Genomic DNA, 15,722 nt, shown 5'->3' on the forward strand with positions numbered 1-15,722 from the left:
GCGTGGCCTAGGGCGACGAGGGCGGCGGGGCCGGGTAGAGGGTGAGCTCGCCGGGTAGGACGGGCTTGCCCGTGGAAACCTCCCACGGCATGTCCGGGGCCCAGCGTTCGAAGGAGAGCAGCGCGCTCTCGTCGGCGTTGGTGCAGTCCACGAATTCCATCTCGCCGCCCGCCGGCAGGCCCGTCGTGCCCTCGGTCGTGTACGAGGCGCGGCCGCGCTCCGACTCGTGAAACATCACGCCGTCGACCACGTACGGGTCGCCGGGCCGCAGCGGAAGGTCCTTGCGGGTCACCCACATCGCCAGCTCGAGGCGCCCGTCGTCCTCCTCGACGCTGAACCAGATCGGCGCCTCGCCGCCCTCCAGCAGGTGCTCCCACCACACGAAGGGCCCCTCGCGGAAGGTCACCGACCCGCGGACCACGTAGTCGACCCCGCCGTAGCTGACGATGGCGCCCGGGCCCAGCTGCCGCGGCCCGAACTCCGGCATCGCGTTGAAGGACAGCGGGTCCTGGCGCCCGCGCGGCCGGGCCGGCTTCTTGGGCCGCCGCAACGCCACGAGGAGCACCACGATCGACGCGATGAACAGCACCGCCGCCAGGACGAGCAGGAGTGTTCCCACGCCAAACCTTCCGTTGCCACACTGCTGGAGCGAAACGTGGGCATAAAGCTAACAGCTTTTGGCGGGGCGGGCGCCGCAACGCGCGCCCGCGAAGCCGCCGGGCGGCCGCGTGTCCTACCGGATCCCGTCGGCCCCGCCCGCTAGGCTCTCGAACAGCTGTTCGTACTAAGGAGCGGTAATGCGCGTGATGGGCGTCGACCCGGGACTGACCCGATGCGGGCTGTCGGTGGTCGAAAACGGGCGCGGCCGGGAGGTCGTCGCGCTGGACGTCGACGTGGTGCGCACCCCGTCGGACGCGCCGCTGTCCAAGCGGCTGCTGGCCATCAGCGACGCCATCGACCACTGGCTGGACACCCATCGGCCGGACGTGGTGGCCATCGAGCGGGTCTTCTCGCAACAGAACGTGATGACGGTGATGGGCACCGCCCAGGCCGGCGGCGTCATCGCCCTGGCGGCCGCCAAACGCGGGATCGACGTGCACTTCCACACCCCCAGCGAGGTCAAGGCCGCGGTCACCGGCAGCGGCACCGCCGGCAAGGCGCAGGTCACCGCGATGGTCACCAAAATCCTTGGGCTGCAAGCCAAACCGACGCCGGCCGACGCCGCCGACGCGCTGGCGCTGGCGATCTGCCATTGCTGGCGGGCGCCGATGCTGGCCCGGATCGCCGCGGCCCAGGCGAAGGCCAAGGCCATGCTGAAGGCCGCGCGATGATCGCGTCGGTGCGCGGTGAGGTGCTCGAGGTGGCGCTCGACCATGTGGTGATCGAGGCCGCCGGGGTCGGCTATCGGATCAACGCGACGCCGTCGACGCTGGCGACGTTGCGCCAGGGCAGCGAGGCCCGGCTGATCACGGCGATGATCGTGCGCGAGGACTCGCAGACGCTGTACGGATTCGGCGACTCCGAGACCCGCGACCTGTTCCTGACGCTGCTGTCGGTGTCGGGGGTGGGGCCGCGGCTGGCGATGGCGACGCTGGCCGTGCACGACGCCGCGGCGCTGCGCCAGGCGCTGGCCGACGGCGACGTCGCCGCGCTGACCCGGGTGCCCGGCATCGGCAAGCGCGGCGCCGAGCGGATGGTGCTGGAATTGCGCGACAAGATCGGCGCGGTCGCCGGGTCGGCGCCCACGCCGGCGGTCAACGGCCACTCCGTGCGCGGCCCGGTGGTCGAGGCCCTGGTCGGCCTCGGTTTCGCGGCCAAGCAGGCGGAGGAGGCCACCGACAACGTGCTGGCCGGCGACCACGACGCGACGACGTCGTCGGCGCTGCGGGCGGCGCTGTCGTTGCTGGGCAAGGCGCGGTGAGCCGGTGAGCTCGGACGACGACGACTTCTTCGACCCGGAGGTCCGCGAGGTCTCGGCCGCGCTCGCGTCCGGCGAGGGCGACATCGACGTCAGCCTGCGGCCCCGCTCGCTGCGGGAGTTCATCGGCCAGGCCCGGGTGCGCGAGCAGCTGCAGCTGGTCATCGAGGGCGCCAAGAACCGCGGCGGCACACCGGATCACATCCTGCTGTCCGGCCCGCCGGGCCTGGGCAAGACGTCGCTGGCCATGATCATCGCCGCCGAGCTGGGGTCCTCGCTGCGGGTGACGTCGGGGCCCGCGCTGGAACGCGCCGGCGACCTGGCCGCGATGCTGTCCAATCTCGTCGAGCACGACGTGCTGTTCATCGACGAGATCCACCGCATCGCGCGGCCCGCCGAGGAGATGCTCTACCTGGCGATGGAGGACTTCCGGGTCGACGTGGTGGTCGGCAAGGGTCCCGGGGCGACGTCGATCCCGCTGGAGGTCGCGCCGTTCACCCTGGTCGGCGCGACCACCCGGTCCGGCGCGCTCACCGGCCCGCTGCGCGACCGGTTCGGCTTCACCGCGCACATGGACTTCTACGAGCCCGCCGAGCTGGAACGGGTGCTGGCCCGCTCCGCCGGGATCCTGGGCATCGAGCTGGGCGCCGACGCCGGCGCGGAGATCGCCCTGCGCTCGCGCGGCACGCCGCGGATCGCCAACCGGCTGCTGCGCCGGGTGCGCGACTTCGCCGAGGTGCGCGCCGACGGCGTGATCATTCGCGACGTCGCCAAGTCCGCGCTCGAGGTCTACGACGTCGACGAGCTCGGCCTGGACCGGCTGGACCGGGCGGTGCTGTCGGCGCTGACCCGCAGCTTCGGCGGCGGCCCGGTCGGGGTGTCGACGCTGGCGGTGGCCGTCGGCGAGGAGGCCGCCACCGTGGAAGAGGTGTGCGAGCCGTTCCTGGTCCGCGCCGGCATGGTCGCGCGCACCCCGCGCGGCCGGGTGGCCACCGCCCTGGCCTGGACCCACCTGGGCATGACCCCACCGGCCGGGGTCGGCGGGCTGGGTCAGCCGGGGCTGTTCGACCAGCTTTAGCGGCGGTTACGCCGTCGTCGCCGCGGGTACCCGAACCACCAGCAGAAATTACTGTTGGAGGTGATTCAGATGAGGCACCCGCCTCCTGACTACGAAGGCCCGCGCGCCGGGTACATGCCACGGACCCGCGGCGCGGTGACCGGATTGCTCCTGGTCCTGTTGGGCGCCTGGGGCGCGCTGGTCCCGTTCTTCGGACCCGACATCAACTGGGCCTACATGACCGACCCGGCCTGGACCTGGACGGCGGCCAAGGGCTGGCTGGAGGTGTTGCCCGGGGCCGTCACCGCCCTGGGCGGCCTGCTGCTGCTCGCCTCCGGCAACCGCCTGAGCGCCACGTTCGGCGGCTGGCTGGCGGTCGTGGGCGGCGCCTGGTTCGTGATCGGCCGGGCGTTCGCGGCGACGCTGCGAATCGGGGACGTGGGTCAGCCCGCGGCCGCGACGGACCTGAAGCGGGCCCTGCTCGAGGTCACCTACTTCACCGGCCTCGGCGCGCTGATCGTGTTCCTGGGCGGCGCCGCCCTGGCACGCGTCGCGGTCCGGCACGCGCGCGACGTCGTCGTGACGGAGCCCACGGTGGCGGACGCGGCGGCGGGGGAGCCGGTCGCGGCCGGCGCGGGGCAGCCACACCGGCACCTGTTCCACCGGCGCGCCGGTGAGGGCCTGTTCCGCCGCCACCACCACGCCGGCGTCTAAGGTCACACCCGGTAGTCGAAGACCGGCGGGGCACCTCGCCGTGACCAGCGAGGAGCAGCGATGATCGCCGCCGGATTGGTTTTCGCGGCGCTGGCCGCGCTGCTGCACGTCTACATCTTCACGATGGAGTCGCTAACCTGGACGTCGGCGCGCACCCGCGTCACCTTCGGCACCACGGCGGAGGAAGCCGAGACCACCAAGCTGCTCGCGTTCAACCAGGGCTTCTACAACCTGTTCCTGGCCGTCGTCGCCGGCATCGGCGTCGCCGCGGTTGCCATGGGGCACAAGGCCGTCGGGGCCGCGCTCGTCTTCGCCGGCGTCGGCTCCATGGCCGCGGCGGCGATCGTGCTGCTGCTCTCGTCACCGGACAAGGCCCGCGCCGCGCTGACGCAGGGCGCCTTTCCGGTGGTCGCGGTGGTGCTGCTCGCGCTCGGCCTCCGCGTGTAACACGGTTCTGTAACGGCCGCCGATTGTGCGGTTACTTCCGGTTGGGTCGGGGTACCCAGGCACCTGCTGAAGTAGCCCGGCGACAACTGAGGAGATCTGATGGGACACGCACTACACGGCCACCCTTTGTGGATGCCGCGCTCGCGCGGGGCAATCAGCGGGTTGCTGCTGGTCGTCTTGGGTGCTTGGGGTGCGTTGATACCGTTCGTCGGTCCACACTTCAACTTCGCCTACACGCCCAACCAGGACTGGGCATGGAGTTCGGCCCGCGGATGGCTCGAGGTGCTACCGGGAGGGGCCACCGTGCTCGGCGGCCTGCTGCTGGTCTTCTCCGGAAACCGCATCACCGCGATCGTCGGGGGCTGGCTGGCGGCGCTGGCCGGCGCATGGTTCGTGGTCGGCGGCCAGGTCGCCCCGCTGCTGGGGATCGGCTCCGCCGGTGACCCGATCGCCGCGACCGACCGCAAGCGGGCCGCGCTCGAGGTTTCCTACTTCTCCGGCCTCGGCGCGCTGATCGTGTTCATCAGCGGCGTCGCCCTGGCGCGCCTCGCCGTGCGACTGGCCAGCGACGTCGAGGCCTTCATGGAGCCCCCGGAGCCGGTGGAGCCGGCGGCGATCCCCGCCGGCGAACCGGTGTACATGTCCGGGCTGGAGGAGCCGTCGGCCGAGGTGTCGTCGGGCGCGCTCACCCAGCCGCGGGCCGCCGGGGACGGGCCGAAGCCCCGGGGCTGGCGCCGCGAGCGGACCGGCAAGCCCGGCCCGGGCGCCGCGTACCTGCGCTGGCCGCACCCCCAGAGCTGAGCTCTCAGAGCCTCAGAGCAGCCCCAGCAGCCGCAGGTCGCTGACGTACTTGGCGATGATCGGCGGCGAGACGTGCGGAATGTCCTTGTCCGGGCCGACTTTCGCGTCCTGGACCGCCGCGCGGAACCGATCCGTCGGCGCCATCGACCCGTTGATCGGCCGTTCGGGCTTCTGGTAGTTGTGCAGCAGCGGCAGCAGCGAGGCGTTGCGCCGCTTTTCGGGCAGGGCGCGCAGCGCGGTCTCGAACCGCTGCAGCCAGTCGCCGTAGTCGCCGACGCGCTGGACGGCGCACCCGTCCTCGATCAGCCAGTCGACGAACTCGTCGAACCCGATGCCGTCGTCGTAGGGGTTCATCACGTGGTAGGTCCGGAAGCCGTCGGAGCCGTCCCGGGCGCCCAGCGTCGCGATGGCCTCGGCGATGAACTCCACCGGTAGCCCGTCGTAGTGGGCACGCTGCCGGTTGCCGTCGGCGTCGAGTTCGTAGAACGACTTGGGCGCGATGCCGGTGGCCACCAGGCTCAGGATCATCCGGGTGAACATGTCCGGCACGTTGAGCTGGCCGGCGTAGCTGGTGTCGGCCAGGATCATGTCGCAGCGGAACACCGCGACGGGCAGGCCGCACAGGTCGTGCGCCTCGCGCAGCAACACCTCGCCGGCCCACTTGCTGTTGCCGTAGCCGTTGGCGTAGCTGTCGTTGATCGTCCGCGTTGCGCTGATGGCGCGGATGTCGGCGTCCTCGGTGAACTTGCCCGGCTCGATCTGGTCGCCGACGCCGATCGTCGACACGTAGGTGTACGGCTTCTGCCTGCCGGTCAACGCGATTCGGATCAGCTCGGCGGTGCCCAGCGCGTTCGGCCCGAACAGCTCGCTGTACGGCAGCACGTGGTTGACCAGGGCCGCGGGGTCGACGATGAGGTCGACGGTGTCGGCCAGCCGCTGCCAGGTCGCCGGGTCCAGGCCGAGGTTGGCCTCGCCCTTGTCGCCGGCGACGACCTCCAGGTGGTCGGCGGCCAGCTCCCGGTAGTGCGCCAGCAGCTTCGGGTCGGTGTCGAAGGTCTTGTCCAGCCGGACCCGCGCGTCCTCGTCGGAGCGGGCCCGCACCAGGGCGATCACCTTGCCGTCGACGAGGTCCATCCGCTCCAGCCATTCCAGCGCCAGGTAGCGGCCCAGGAAGCCGGTCGCGCCGGTGAGCAGGACGGTGCGCACCTCGGCGGCGGGCTTCGGCAGCGCCGGCGCGGCGGCCAGCGTCGCGGCGTCGATGAACTTGTCCAGCGTCAGGTCGGCGGCCCGCACCTCGACGGTGTCGCGTCCGTGCACCGTGGCGAAGCTGGGCCGCTTGCTGCCCTTGCGCTCACCCTCGATGTAGTCGGCGATGGCCTGCAGGTCGTTGGCCGGGCTGACGATGACGCCCACCGGCACGTCGACGTCGAAGATCTCGTGCAGCAGATTGCCGAATGTCAACGCGGACAACGAGTCTCCGCCCAGGTCGGTGAAGTGCGCGTCGGGCGCCAGCTCGGAGGCCGCGCTGCCCAGCAGCGCGCCCGCGGCCCGGCTGACCGTCTGCAGCACCGGCGCGTCGGCCCCGCTGCGGCGCAGCTCGCTCAGCTCGTTGGCCTGGCCCTCGGCCAGCTCGGCGTAGAGCCGTTCCAGTCGCTCGCCGTAGTGCTGCCTCAGCTTCGGCCACGCCAGCTTGCGGATGCCGGTGAGCAGACCGTTCTCGAGCGTGAAAGGCGTTGTCTCGATGAGGAAGTCGCGCGGCACCTCGTAGGACTGCAGGCCGGCCTCCTTCGCCACGTTCTGCAGCGAGTCGGCGATCGCTTGCTTCGACGTGTTCTCGTCGGTGGGCACGATGACGGCCAACAGATAGGGGTGCGCGCTGTTGCCGTAGACGTAGATCTGCCGGACCAGCGGGCTGTTGCCGAAAACCGCCTCCAGCTTCGCGACGGTGACGAACTCGCCCTGCGCCAGCTTGAGCACGTTGTTGCGGCGGTCGACGTACATCAGCCGGTCGGGCGCGACCTCGGCGACGACGTCCCCGGTCCGGTAGTAGCCGTCGGCGTCGAACACGTCGGCGGTCACCTGGGGCCGCTTGTAGTAGCCAGGGAACATGTTCTCGGTCTTGAGCAGCAGCTCGCCCCGCGGGTACGGCCGGTCGGTGGCGAAGTAGCCCAGGTCCGGAACGTCGACGAGCTTGTAGTCGACCACCGGCGGGCGCTGCACCTCGCCGTCGAACAGGACCATGCCGGCCTCGGTGGAGCCGTAGCCGTCCAGCAGATGCATCTCCAGCAGGTCCTCGACCCAGGCCCGCAGCTCCGGGGAGATGGGTGCCGAGCCCGTCATCGCGAAGATGTACCGCCCGCCCAGCAGTGACCGCCGCTGCTGCTCGAGCGCCTCGGCCTCGGGAACCCCGCGATCGACCTGGCGCAGGTATTCGCCGTAGAGGGTCTCCCAGATCCGCGGCACGAAGTTCAATTCGGTGGGCCGCACCAGGGCGAGGTCTTCCAGCAGCGTCGACAGGTCGCTCTTGGCCGCGAAGTAGGCGGTGCCGCCGTTGCCCAGCGTGCCGTAGAGGATGCCGCGGCCCATCACGTGGCTCATCGGCATGAAGTTGAGGGTGATCGACGCGGCGCTGGGCCCGAACCAGTTTCGGCTCGACCGGCAGAACATCTTGGCGACGTTGCTCTGCGGGTACATCGCGCCCTTGGGGGCGCCGGTGCTGCCGGAGGTGTAGATCAACAGGGCCAGCGGGTCCGGGTCGGGCGCGACGACCGGCTCGGCCGGCCCAGCGGCGTTGCCGCGCGCGACGACGTCGTCCAGCGTCTCCACCGGCACCCCGGTGTCGGCCAGCCTCGTGCGGGCCGCCGCCACGGCGTCGCGGTGGTCGTCGACCTCGGGGTGGAAGTCGAACACCACGAGCCTGGCGGGGGAGTGCCCGGCCGCGATCAAGTCGACGGCGTCGGGCAGCTGGTGCACGCTCGCCGCGATGACGCCGGGCTCGGTCTCGGCCACGATCGGCTGCAGCTGGCCGATCGCCGCGCTGGTCTGCAGCGGCACCGACACCGCGCCGATCTGGCCCAGCGCCATGTCGATGGTGGTGTAGTCGACGCCGGTGAAGCCCAGGATGCAAACTCGGTCGCCGGCCCGCACCGCGTCACCGGACAGGCCACGCGCAACCGCGCCGATCCGCTCGCCCAGCTCGCGGTAGGTGATCGTGTCGAAGTGGGTGAGCAGCTCCGCGCCGGTGCGCCCCGTCCGCGGGTCGGTGACGAACCGCACGGCGCGCTGCCCCAGCGCGGGCCGGTCCGCGTAACCCTGCAGCACGGTCTGAACGATCTGCGGCAGTCGCAGCCCGGGCCGCTCGAGCGCGGCGGCGACCGCCGGGCTCGGCTGGGCGGCGGCGAACTGTGGATCCGTGGCGGAAAGCTCCTCGACGCGGCGGGCGAGCCGCTCTTCACGACTGATAGTCGGCATGACAGTTCCCCTGTACTGACTGAAAGATGGTCTGAGGGCGCGACATTGCGCTGACCCTTAGAACGTTAGCTTAACTAAAGGTATTCCTCAACGACCGCTGCCCGGCGGACCGTGTGACATGCCCCACGAAGAGCTACAGGTCGCCCAGGACCCGGGCCAGGATGTCGAGCCCCTCGGTCAGCAGCTCATCGCTGATGTTCAGCGGCGGCAGCAGCCGGACGATGTTGCCGAACATGCCGCAGGTCAACACGATCACGCCGGCGGCGTGGACGGCGGTGGCCAATCGGTCGGTCAGCTCGGGGTCGGGTTCGGCGGTGCCGGACTTCACCAGCTCGATGGCGATCATGGCGCCGCGGCCGCGCACGTCGCCGATCCGGTCGTCGCCGGCCTGCAGGCGCAGCAGCGGCTCGGTCATCAGCCGTTCGATGTGCCGGGCCCGCTCGATCAGGCCGTCGCGCTCGATGGTCTCGATGGTGGCCAGCGCCGCCGCGCACGCGACCGGGTTGCCGCCGAACGTGCCGCCCAGGCCGCCGACGTGCGGGGCGTCCATGATGTCGGCCCGCCCGGTGACGGCCGACAGCGGAAACCCGTCGGCGATGGCCTTGGCGGTGACGATCAGGTCGGGCTCGATGCCCTCGTGCTCGCAGGCGAACATCGCCCCGGTCCGGGCGAAGCCGGTTTGCACCTCGTCGGCGATGAACACCACGTCGTTGGCGCGGCACCACTCGCGCAGCGCCGGCAGGAAACCCTCGGCCGGCACGATGAAACCGCCCTCGCCCTGGATCGGCTCGATCAGGACGGCGGCCAGGTTGTCCGCGCCCACCTGCTTGTCGATGACGTTGATGGCGCGCTCGGCCGCCAGCTCACCGTCGGCGGCCATTTCCTTGTCCAGCAGCCCGTCCCGGTACGGGTAGGACAGCGGCGCCCGGTAGATCTCGGGCGCGAACGGGCCGAACCCGCTCTTGTAGGGCATCGACTTGGCGGTCAGCGCCATCGCCATGTTGGTGCGCCCGTGGTAGGCGTGGTCGAACGCGACCACCGCGGGCTTGCGGGTATACGAGCGGGCGATCTTGATCGAGTTCTCGACGGCCTCGGCGCCCGAGTTGAACAGCACCGAGCGCTTCTCGCCGGATCCGGGGGTGATGCGGTTGAGCTGTTCGGCGACGGCGACGTACCGCTCGTAGGGCGTGACCATGAAGCAGGTGTGGGTGAACTCGGCGACCTGCGCGCGCACCGCGTCGACGACGCGCGGCGCCGAGTTGCCGACGGTGGTGACGGCGATGCCGGAACCCAGGTCGATGAGCCGGTTGCCGTCGACGTCCTCGACGATGCCGCCGGCGGCGCGGGCGACGAACACCGGCATGGTGACGCCGACGCCCCGCGGCACCGCCGCGGCCCGCCGCTTGGTCAGCTCCAGCGACGCCGGACCTGGGATTTCGGTGACCAGCTGGCGAGTCTGCTCGAGGCCGGCCACGACATCCTCCTCACCGCGGCGCGCCTGTCACGTCGCGAAACCAAAGCCTATCCGCTCGGCCGGGCGGCGGCCGACCGGCGACCTGGGAGACTGAACGGGCACACTGGACCCTTACGAGAGAAATACCGAGACGAAAGACAGGCGTCGATGGAGAGTTTGGTTTTGTTCTTGCCGTTCCTGCTCATCATGGGTGGGTTCATGTACTTCGCGTCGCGGCGGCAGCGACGCGCGATGCAGGCCACGATCGACCTGCACGAGTCGCTGCGCCCCGGCGACCGGGTGCACACCACGTCCGGGCTGGAGGCCACCGTCGTCTCCATCGCCGACGACACCGTCGAGCTCGAGATCGCGCCCGGCATCGTGACCACCTGGATGAAGCTGGCCGTGCGGGACCGCATCGAGCCGGAGGACCTGGAGGACTCCGACGACCTGGAAGACCCCGCCGACGAACCCCGGGTGACCAAGGACTCCTGACGTGAGGGCGGCACGTAGGCTCTCTCGGGGGTAAGCAACCGATTCTCAAGGAGATACAAGGAACGTGGCATCGTCTTCGGCGCCGGTGCACCCTGCCCGCTACCTGTCGGTCTTCTTGTTGTTGCTCGTCGGCGTCTATCTGCTGGTGTTTCTCACCGGGGACAAGCGGGCCGCCCCCAAGCTCGGCATCGACCTTCAGGGCGGCACCCGCGTCACCCTGACGGCGCGCACCCCGGACGGTTCGCGCCCGAGCAGGGAGGCGCTGTCGCAGGCGCAGCAGATCATCAGCGCCCGGGTCAACGGGCTGGGCGTCTCCGGTTCGGAGGTCGTCGTCGACGGCGACAACCTGGTCATCACGGTGCCCGGCAACGACGGGAACGAGGCCCGGAACCTGGGGCAGACGGCGCGGCTCTACATCCGCCCGGTGCTGAACTCGATGCCGGCCCAGGGCGCCGAACCCAAGCCCGCGCCGAACGGCCAGCCGGGCGGGGCCCCGCCGCCACCGGGCCAGCCGGGTGCGGTCCCGCCACCGGGCCAGCCGGGTGCAGTCCCGCCACCGGCCCAGTCGCCACCGGCCCCGCCGGCGCCGCCCGGGCAACCCGGAGCGCAGCCGCGGCCCTACCCGCAGGAGCCGCCGCCGAGCCCGACACCGAGCCCGGCGCCCGCCCCACCGCCACCACCTTCCGGGGCCCCGCCGCCCGCGGCCCCGGCGCCGCCGGACCCGCGCAAGGCTCTCGCCGACCGCATCCAGGAGATGAAGGAGTTCCGGCAGAGCGACAACCCCTACATCCAGATGGTCGCCATGCGCTACGAGGCCGCGCACTGCGACAAAGAGGACATCCTGGCCGGCAACGACGACCCGGAGCTGCCCCTGGTGACCTGCTCGACCGACCACAAGGTGGCGTACCTGCTGGCGCCGTCGATCATCAGCGGTGACCAGATCCAGAACGCCACATCGGGCATGAACCAGCGCGGCGTCGGTTACGTCGTCGACCTGCAATTCAAGCAGGCCGCGGCGAACACCTGGGCCGACTTCACCGCCGCCCACATCGGCACCCAGACCGCGTTCACGCTGGACTCGCAGGTCGTCAGCGCCCCGATGATCCAGGAGGCCATCCCCGGCGGCCGCACCCAGATCACCGGCGGCGACCCGCCCTTCACCGCGGCGACCGCGCGCCAGCTGGCCAACGTGCTGAAGTACGGGTCGCTGCCGCTGTCGTTCGAATCGTCCGAGGCCCAAACCGTTTCCGCGACATTGGGTTTGACGTCGCTGCGCGCCGGGCTGATCGCGGGCGCGATCGGGTTGGTCCTGGTGCTGCTGTATTCGCTGCTGTACTACCGGGTGCTGGGGTTGCTCACGGCGCTGTCGCTAACCGCTTCCGGCGTAATGGTTTTCGCGATCCTGGTGCTCCTGGGCCGATATATCAACTACACCCTGGACCTGGCGGGCATCGCCGGTCTGATCATCGGTATCGGCACCACCGCCGACTCGTTCGTCGTGTTCTTCGAGCGCATCAAAGACGAGATCCGCGAAGGCCGTTCGTTCCGGTCGGCGGTGCCCCGAGGGTGGGTGCGGGCCCGCAAGACCATCGTGTCGGGCAACGCGGTGACCTTCCTGGCCGCCGCGGTGCTGTACTTCCTGGCGATCGGCCAGGTGAAGGGGTTCGCTTTCACCCTGGGGCTCACCACGATCCTCGACATCGTGGTGGTGTTCCTGGTGACCTGGCCGCTGGTATACCTGGCGTCCAAGTCTCCGACGCTGGCCAAGCCGGCGTACAACGGCCTGGGAGCGGTTCAGCGGGTCGCCCGCGAACGCCGGGCCTCGTCGCAGGTGAAGACGGGACAGGGATAGCGCGATGGCATCCAAGGCCTCCAAGGACGCGACCGAAACCGACGCGGTCGAGATCACCGGCGCCACCGACGGTGCCGTCGAGCTGACGTCCGCCGCTCAGCCGCCGCACCACAGCTTCATCTCGCGGCTCTACACCGGGACCGGCGCGTTCGAGGTGATCGGCCGGCGGCGGCTGTGGTACGGCATCAGCGGGGCGATCGTCGCCGTGGCGATCGTGAGCATCGTCCTGCGCGGCTTCACCTTCGGCATCGACTTCAAGGGCGGCACGACGGTGTCGTTCCCGCGCGGGACCGCGACCGCCAGCGCGGTGTCCGACGTCTTCCGCAAGACGCTGGGCAGCGACCCCGAGTCGGTTGTCATCGTCGGCAACGGCGCCTCGGCGACGGTGCAGATCCGCTCGGAGACGCTGACCAACGATCAGACCGCGAAGCTGCGCAACGCCCTGTTCGACGCGTTCCAGCCCAAGGGCACCGACGGCAAGCCCAGCCTGCAGGCCATCAGTGACTCGGCGGTGTCGTCGACCTGGGGCGAGCAGATCACCGACAAGGCGCTGATCGCGCTGGCGGTGTTCGTGGCGCTGGTCAGCCTGTACATCACCGTGCGCTACGAGCGCTACATGGCGATCTCCGCGCTCACGACCATGTGTTTCGACCTCGCCGTTACCGCCGGCGTGTACTCGCTGGTGGGTTTCGAGGTCACCCCGGCCACCGTCATCGGCTGGCTGACGATCCTCGGGTTCTCGCTCTACGACACCGTCATCGTGTTCGACAAGGTCGAGGAGAACACGCACGGCTTCCAGCACACCACCCGGCGCACCTTCGCCGAGCAGGCCAACCTGGCGATCAACCAGACCTTTATGCGCTCGATCAACACCAGCCTGATCGGGGTGCTGCCGGTGCTGGCCCTGATGGTGGTGGCGGTGTGGCTGCTGGGCGTCGGCACGCTGAAGGACCTGGCGCTGGTGCAGCTGGTCGGCATCATCGTCGGCACCTACTCGTCGATCTTCTTCGCCACCCCGCTGCTGGTCACGCTGCGCGAGCGCACCGAGCTGGTGCGCGGCCACACCCGCCGCGTCGCCAGGCGGCGCAAGCCCTCGCACGAGGACACCGCCGAGGAGCCGGCGGAGGAGAGCGCGGAGCCGGCCGAGGCGGCCGAGCCGGCTGAGTCTTCAGCGGCGCCCGCCAAACCCGCACCGAACAAGCCGGCGCCGGGCGCCCGGCCCGTGCGGCCCACCGGCACCCGGCGCCCGACCGGCAAGCGAAACGCCGGCAAGCGGTAATCATGTGGGCCGGCCGGTGGAGCCTGAGGGGGTCGGCTGCCGTCGGTTTGGCCGCGCTCCTGACGGCGGCGTTCACCCTGAGCGCCTGTTCCGGTAGCGCCGCCGCGCAAATCACCTACGTGGTCGACGGCGGCCTGCCCACCTACAACACCAACACCGTCGTCGGCGCCGCCTCGGCCGGCGCGCAGGCGTTCGCCCGCACGCTGACCGGCTTCGGCTATCACGGACCCGACGGGCAGGTGGTCGCCGACCACGACTTCGGCACCATCTCGGTGGTGGGCGGCTCGCCGCTGGTGCTCGACTACCAGATCGCCGACAACGCCGTCTATTCCGACGGCAAGCCGGTCACCTGCGACGACCTGGTGCTGGCGTGGGCGGCCCAGTCCGGGCGGTTCCCCGGGTTCGACGCCGCCACCCACGCCGGCTACGTCGACATCGCCAACATCGAGTGCACGCCCGGGCAGAAGAAGGCGCGCGTGTCGTTCGTCCCGGACCGCTCCGTGGTGGACTACACGCAGCTGTTCACGGCGACGTCGATGATGCCGTCGCACGTCATCGCCGACCAGCTGAACGGGGACGTGACCGCCGCGCTGCTGAACAACAACGCGGCCTTGGTCGCCCAGATCGCGAAGCTGTGGAACACCACCTGGGACCTCAGGCCGGGAACTGATCTCAAGCGTTTCCCGTCGTCGGGGCCGTACAAGATCCAGTCCATCCTGGACGGCGGCGCCGTCGTGCTCGTCGCCAACGACCGGTGGTGGGGCCCCAAGCCCGTCACCAAGCGGATCACGGTGTCGCCGCAGGCCCCCGACATCCAGGACCGGGTCAACAACCGCAGTGTCGACGTGGTCGACGTCGCGGCCGGCTCGCCGGGGACGCTGACCACCCCGGACAACTACGAGCGCTCCGATTCGCCGTCGGCCGGCATCGAGCAGCTGATCTTCGCCGCGCAGGGGCCGCTGGCCGACACGAAGGCCCGCCGGGCGCTGGCGCTGTGCACGCCGCGCGACACGATCGCGCGCGACGCCGGGGTACCCATCGCCAATTCGCGGCTGAACCCGGCGACCGAGGACGCCATCGCCGCCGCCGACGGCGCCGCCGAGGCCGCCCCGTTCGGCAAGGCGGATCCCGCCGCCGCCCGGGGTGCGCTGGCCGGCGCGCCGCTGTCGGTGCGCATCGGCTACCAGGGACCCAACGCGCGGCTGGCGGTCACGGTCGGCGAGATCACCAAGTCGTGCGCCGCGGCCGGCATCACCGTCGTCAACCCCACCCTGGACGCCCCAGGCCCCCAGGCGCTCAAGGACGGCAAGATCGACGCGCTGCTGGCCAGCACCGGCGGCGCCACCGGCAGCGGCTCGACGGGGTCGTCGGCGATGGACGCCTACGACCTGCACAGCGGCAACGGCAACAACCTGTCCGGCTACGCGAATCCCCAGATAGACGGCATCATCGGCGCGCTGGCGGTGTCCGCCGACCCCGGCGAGCGGATCCGGCTGCTGGCCGAGAGCGCCCCCATACTCTGGGGCGACATGCCGACGCTGCCGCTGTACCGGCAGCAGCGCACCCTGCTGAAGTCGAAGAAGATGTACGCCGTGAGCAGGAATCCGACCCGCTGGGGCGCGGGCTGGAACATGGACCGCTGGGCCCTGGTGCAGTGAGGGTGCAGTGAAGCTGGCCGACCTCATCGCGTCGCTGACCCGCACCGTCGCCGACTTTCCCAAGCCCGGGGTCCAGTTCAAGGACCTCACCCCGCTGTTCGCCGACCCGGACGGGCTGGCGGCGGTCACCGACGCGCTGGCGGACATCGCGGCCGGCGCCGACCTGGTGGCCGGCATCGACTCGCGCGGGTTCCTGGTGGCCGGGGCCGTCGCCGAACGGCTGGGCACCGGTGTGCTCGCCATCCGCAAGGGCGGAAAGCTGCCGCCGCCGGTGCACGCCGAGCGGTACGACCTGGAATACGGCAGCGCCGTCCTGGAAATCCCCGCCGACGGCATCGAGCTGCGCGGCCGCGACATCGTCATCGTCGACGACGTGCTGGCCACCGGGGGCACGCTGGCCGCCGCGGCGCGGTTGCTCACGCACGCCGGGGCCCACGTGACCAGGGCGGCGGTGGTCGCCGAACTCGCCGCGCTGGGCGGTCGCGAGGCCGTCGCGCCGTTGCCGGTGCACAGCCTGAGCCGGGTCTAGCCTCGTCGTTACGCGATATCCTCGAGGTCGGAGGTTCGGAGGTGACCA

General features: G+C 70.9%; 14 protein-coding genes. 11 read left to right on the forward strand and 3 right to left on the reverse strand.

Translation table 11 applies throughout. The features are described 5' to 3' along the window. Positions 1–7: 7 nt before the first annotated feature. Positions 8–619 carry a DUF4178 domain-containing protein gene (locus AC5Y6X_RS08375; protein WP_499985795.1) on the reverse strand — a complete coding sequence of 204 codons (612 nt, stop codon included), beginning with the start codon at positions 617–619 and terminating at the stop codon, positions 8–10. Between the two features lie 178 nt (positions 620–797). Here AC5Y6X_RS08375 and ruvC point away from each other — a divergent pair, with 178 nt between their 5' ends. The 6 genes from ruvC to AC5Y6X_RS08405 all read left to right on the forward strand — a co-directional run bounded on the left by ruvC (position 798) and on the right by AC5Y6X_RS08405 (position 4,937). After that, positions 798–1,331, forward strand: a complete 534-nt coding sequence (gene ruvC, locus AC5Y6X_RS08380; protein WP_499985796.1) for a crossover junction endodeoxyribonuclease RuvC — start codon at positions 798–800, stop codon at positions 1,329–1,331. Then, positions 1,328–1,921: a Holliday junction branch migration protein RuvA gene (gene ruvA / locus AC5Y6X_RS08385; protein WP_499985797.1), complete on the forward strand. Its 594-nt coding sequence runs from the start codon at positions 1,328–1,330 to the stop codon at positions 1,919–1,921. The genes ruvC and ruvA overlap by 4 nt, the downstream gene beginning before the upstream one ends. Positions 1,922–1,925: 4 nt before the next feature. Next, positions 1,926–2,996: a Holliday junction branch migration DNA helicase RuvB gene (gene ruvB / locus AC5Y6X_RS08390; protein WP_499985799.1), complete on the forward strand. Its 1,071-nt coding sequence runs from the start codon at positions 1,926–1,928 to the stop codon at positions 2,994–2,996. A 69-nt stretch (positions 2,997–3,065) separates the two neighbouring features. Next, complete coding sequence (locus tag AC5Y6X_RS08395) at positions 3,066–3,689, forward strand: hypothetical protein (protein ID WP_499985800.1); 624 nt, start codon at positions 3,066–3,068, stop codon at positions 3,687–3,689. Between the two features lie 60 nt (positions 3,690–3,749). After that, a complete protein-coding gene (locus tag AC5Y6X_RS08400; RefSeq protein WP_499985801.1) occupies positions 3,750–4,136 on the forward strand; it encodes a DUF1304 domain-containing protein in 387 nt (128 codons plus the stop codon). Positions 4,137–4,235: 99 nt separating this feature from the next. After that, on the forward strand, positions 4,236–4,937 hold the full coding sequence (locus tag AC5Y6X_RS08405) for a hypothetical protein (RefSeq protein WP_420715944.1): 702 nt from the start codon (positions 4,236–4,238) through the stop codon (positions 4,935–4,937). 12 nt (positions 4,938–4,949) lie between these two features. Here the strand turns inward: AC5Y6X_RS08405 and car are convergent, their stop codons facing one another. Next, on the reverse strand, positions 4,950–8,408 hold the full coding sequence (gene car, locus AC5Y6X_RS08410; RefSeq protein ID WP_499985802.1) for a carboxylic acid reductase: 3,459 nt from the start codon (positions 8,406–8,408) through the stop codon (positions 4,950–4,952). A gap of 133 nt (positions 8,409–8,541) precedes the next feature. Beyond that, positions 8,542–9,882: a 4-aminobutyrate--2-oxoglutarate transaminase gene (gene gabT / locus AC5Y6X_RS08415; protein WP_499985804.1), complete on the reverse strand. Its 1,341-nt coding sequence runs from the start codon at positions 9,880–9,882 to the stop codon at positions 8,542–8,544. 147 nt (positions 9,883–10,029) lie between these two features. Between gabT and yajC the strand changes: the two genes are divergently transcribed. The 5 genes from yajC to AC5Y6X_RS08440 all read left to right on the forward strand — a co-directional run bounded on the left by yajC (position 10,030) and on the right by AC5Y6X_RS08440 (position 15,674). Next, entirely contained in the window at positions 10,030–10,356 is a 327-nt protein-coding gene (yajC, locus tag AC5Y6X_RS08420) for a preprotein translocase subunit YajC (RefSeq protein ID WP_499985806.1), read from the forward strand. Positions 10,357–10,420: 64 nt separating this feature from the next. After that, positions 10,421–12,208 carry a protein translocase subunit SecD gene (secD, locus tag AC5Y6X_RS08425; RefSeq protein WP_499985808.1) on the forward strand — a complete coding sequence of 596 codons (1,788 nt, stop codon included), beginning with the start codon at positions 10,421–10,423 and terminating at the stop codon, positions 12,206–12,208. Positions 12,209–12,212: 4 nt separating this feature from the next. Continuing rightward, positions 12,213–13,487 (forward strand): protein translocase subunit SecF, encoded by a 1,275-nt coding sequence (gene secF, locus AC5Y6X_RS08430; protein ID WP_499985810.1) that lies wholly within the window; start codon positions 12,213–12,215, stop codon positions 13,485–13,487. Between the two features lie 2 nt (positions 13,488–13,489). Next, entirely contained in the window at positions 13,490–15,145 is a 1,656-nt protein-coding gene (locus AC5Y6X_RS08435; RefSeq protein ID WP_499985811.1) for an ABC transporter substrate-binding protein, read from the forward strand. A 7-nt stretch (positions 15,146–15,152) separates the two neighbouring features. Continuing rightward, positions 15,153–15,674: an adenine phosphoribosyltransferase gene (locus AC5Y6X_RS08440; RefSeq protein ID WP_499985813.1), complete on the forward strand. Its 522-nt coding sequence runs from the start codon at positions 15,153–15,155 to the stop codon at positions 15,672–15,674. The last annotated feature ends 48 nt before the right edge of the window (positions 15,675–15,722 follow it).

Source organism: Mycobacterium sp. NGS26, from assembly GCF_059813025.1.

Excerpts from the sequence above, each read along its gene's own strand:
- ruvC (WP_499985796.1), top strand. The coding sequence starts at position 798 with ATGCGCGTGATGGGCGTCGACCCGGGACTGACCCGATGCGGGCTGTCG.
- ruvA (WP_499985797.1), top strand. The coding sequence starts at position 1,328 with ATGATCGCGTCGGTGCGCGGTGAGGTGCTCGAGGTGGCGCTCGACCAT.
- AC5Y6X_RS08395 (WP_499985800.1), top strand. The coding sequence starts at position 3,066 with ATGAGGCACCCGCCTCCTGACTACGAAGGCCCGCGCGCCGGGTACATG.
- AC5Y6X_RS08400 (WP_499985801.1), top strand. The coding sequence starts at position 3,750 with ATGATCGCCGCCGGATTGGTTTTCGCGGCGCTGGCCGCGCTGCTGCAC.
- AC5Y6X_RS08405 (WP_420715944.1), top strand. The coding sequence starts at position 4,236 with ATGGGACACGCACTACACGGCCACCCTTTGTGGATGCCGCGCTCGCGC.
- car (WP_499985802.1), bottom strand. The coding sequence starts at position 8,408 with ATGCCGACTATCAGTCGTGAAGAGCGGCTCGCCCGCCGCGTCGAGGAG.
- yajC (WP_499985806.1), top strand. The coding sequence starts at position 10,030 with ATGGAGAGTTTGGTTTTGTTCTTGCCGTTCCTGCTCATCATGGGTGGG.
- secF (WP_499985810.1), top strand. The coding sequence starts at position 12,213 with ATGGCATCCAAGGCCTCCAAGGACGCGACCGAAACCGACGCGGTCGAG.
- AC5Y6X_RS08435 (WP_499985811.1), top strand. The coding sequence starts at position 13,490 with ATGTGGGCCGGCCGGTGGAGCCTGAGGGGGTCGGCTGCCGTCGGTTTG.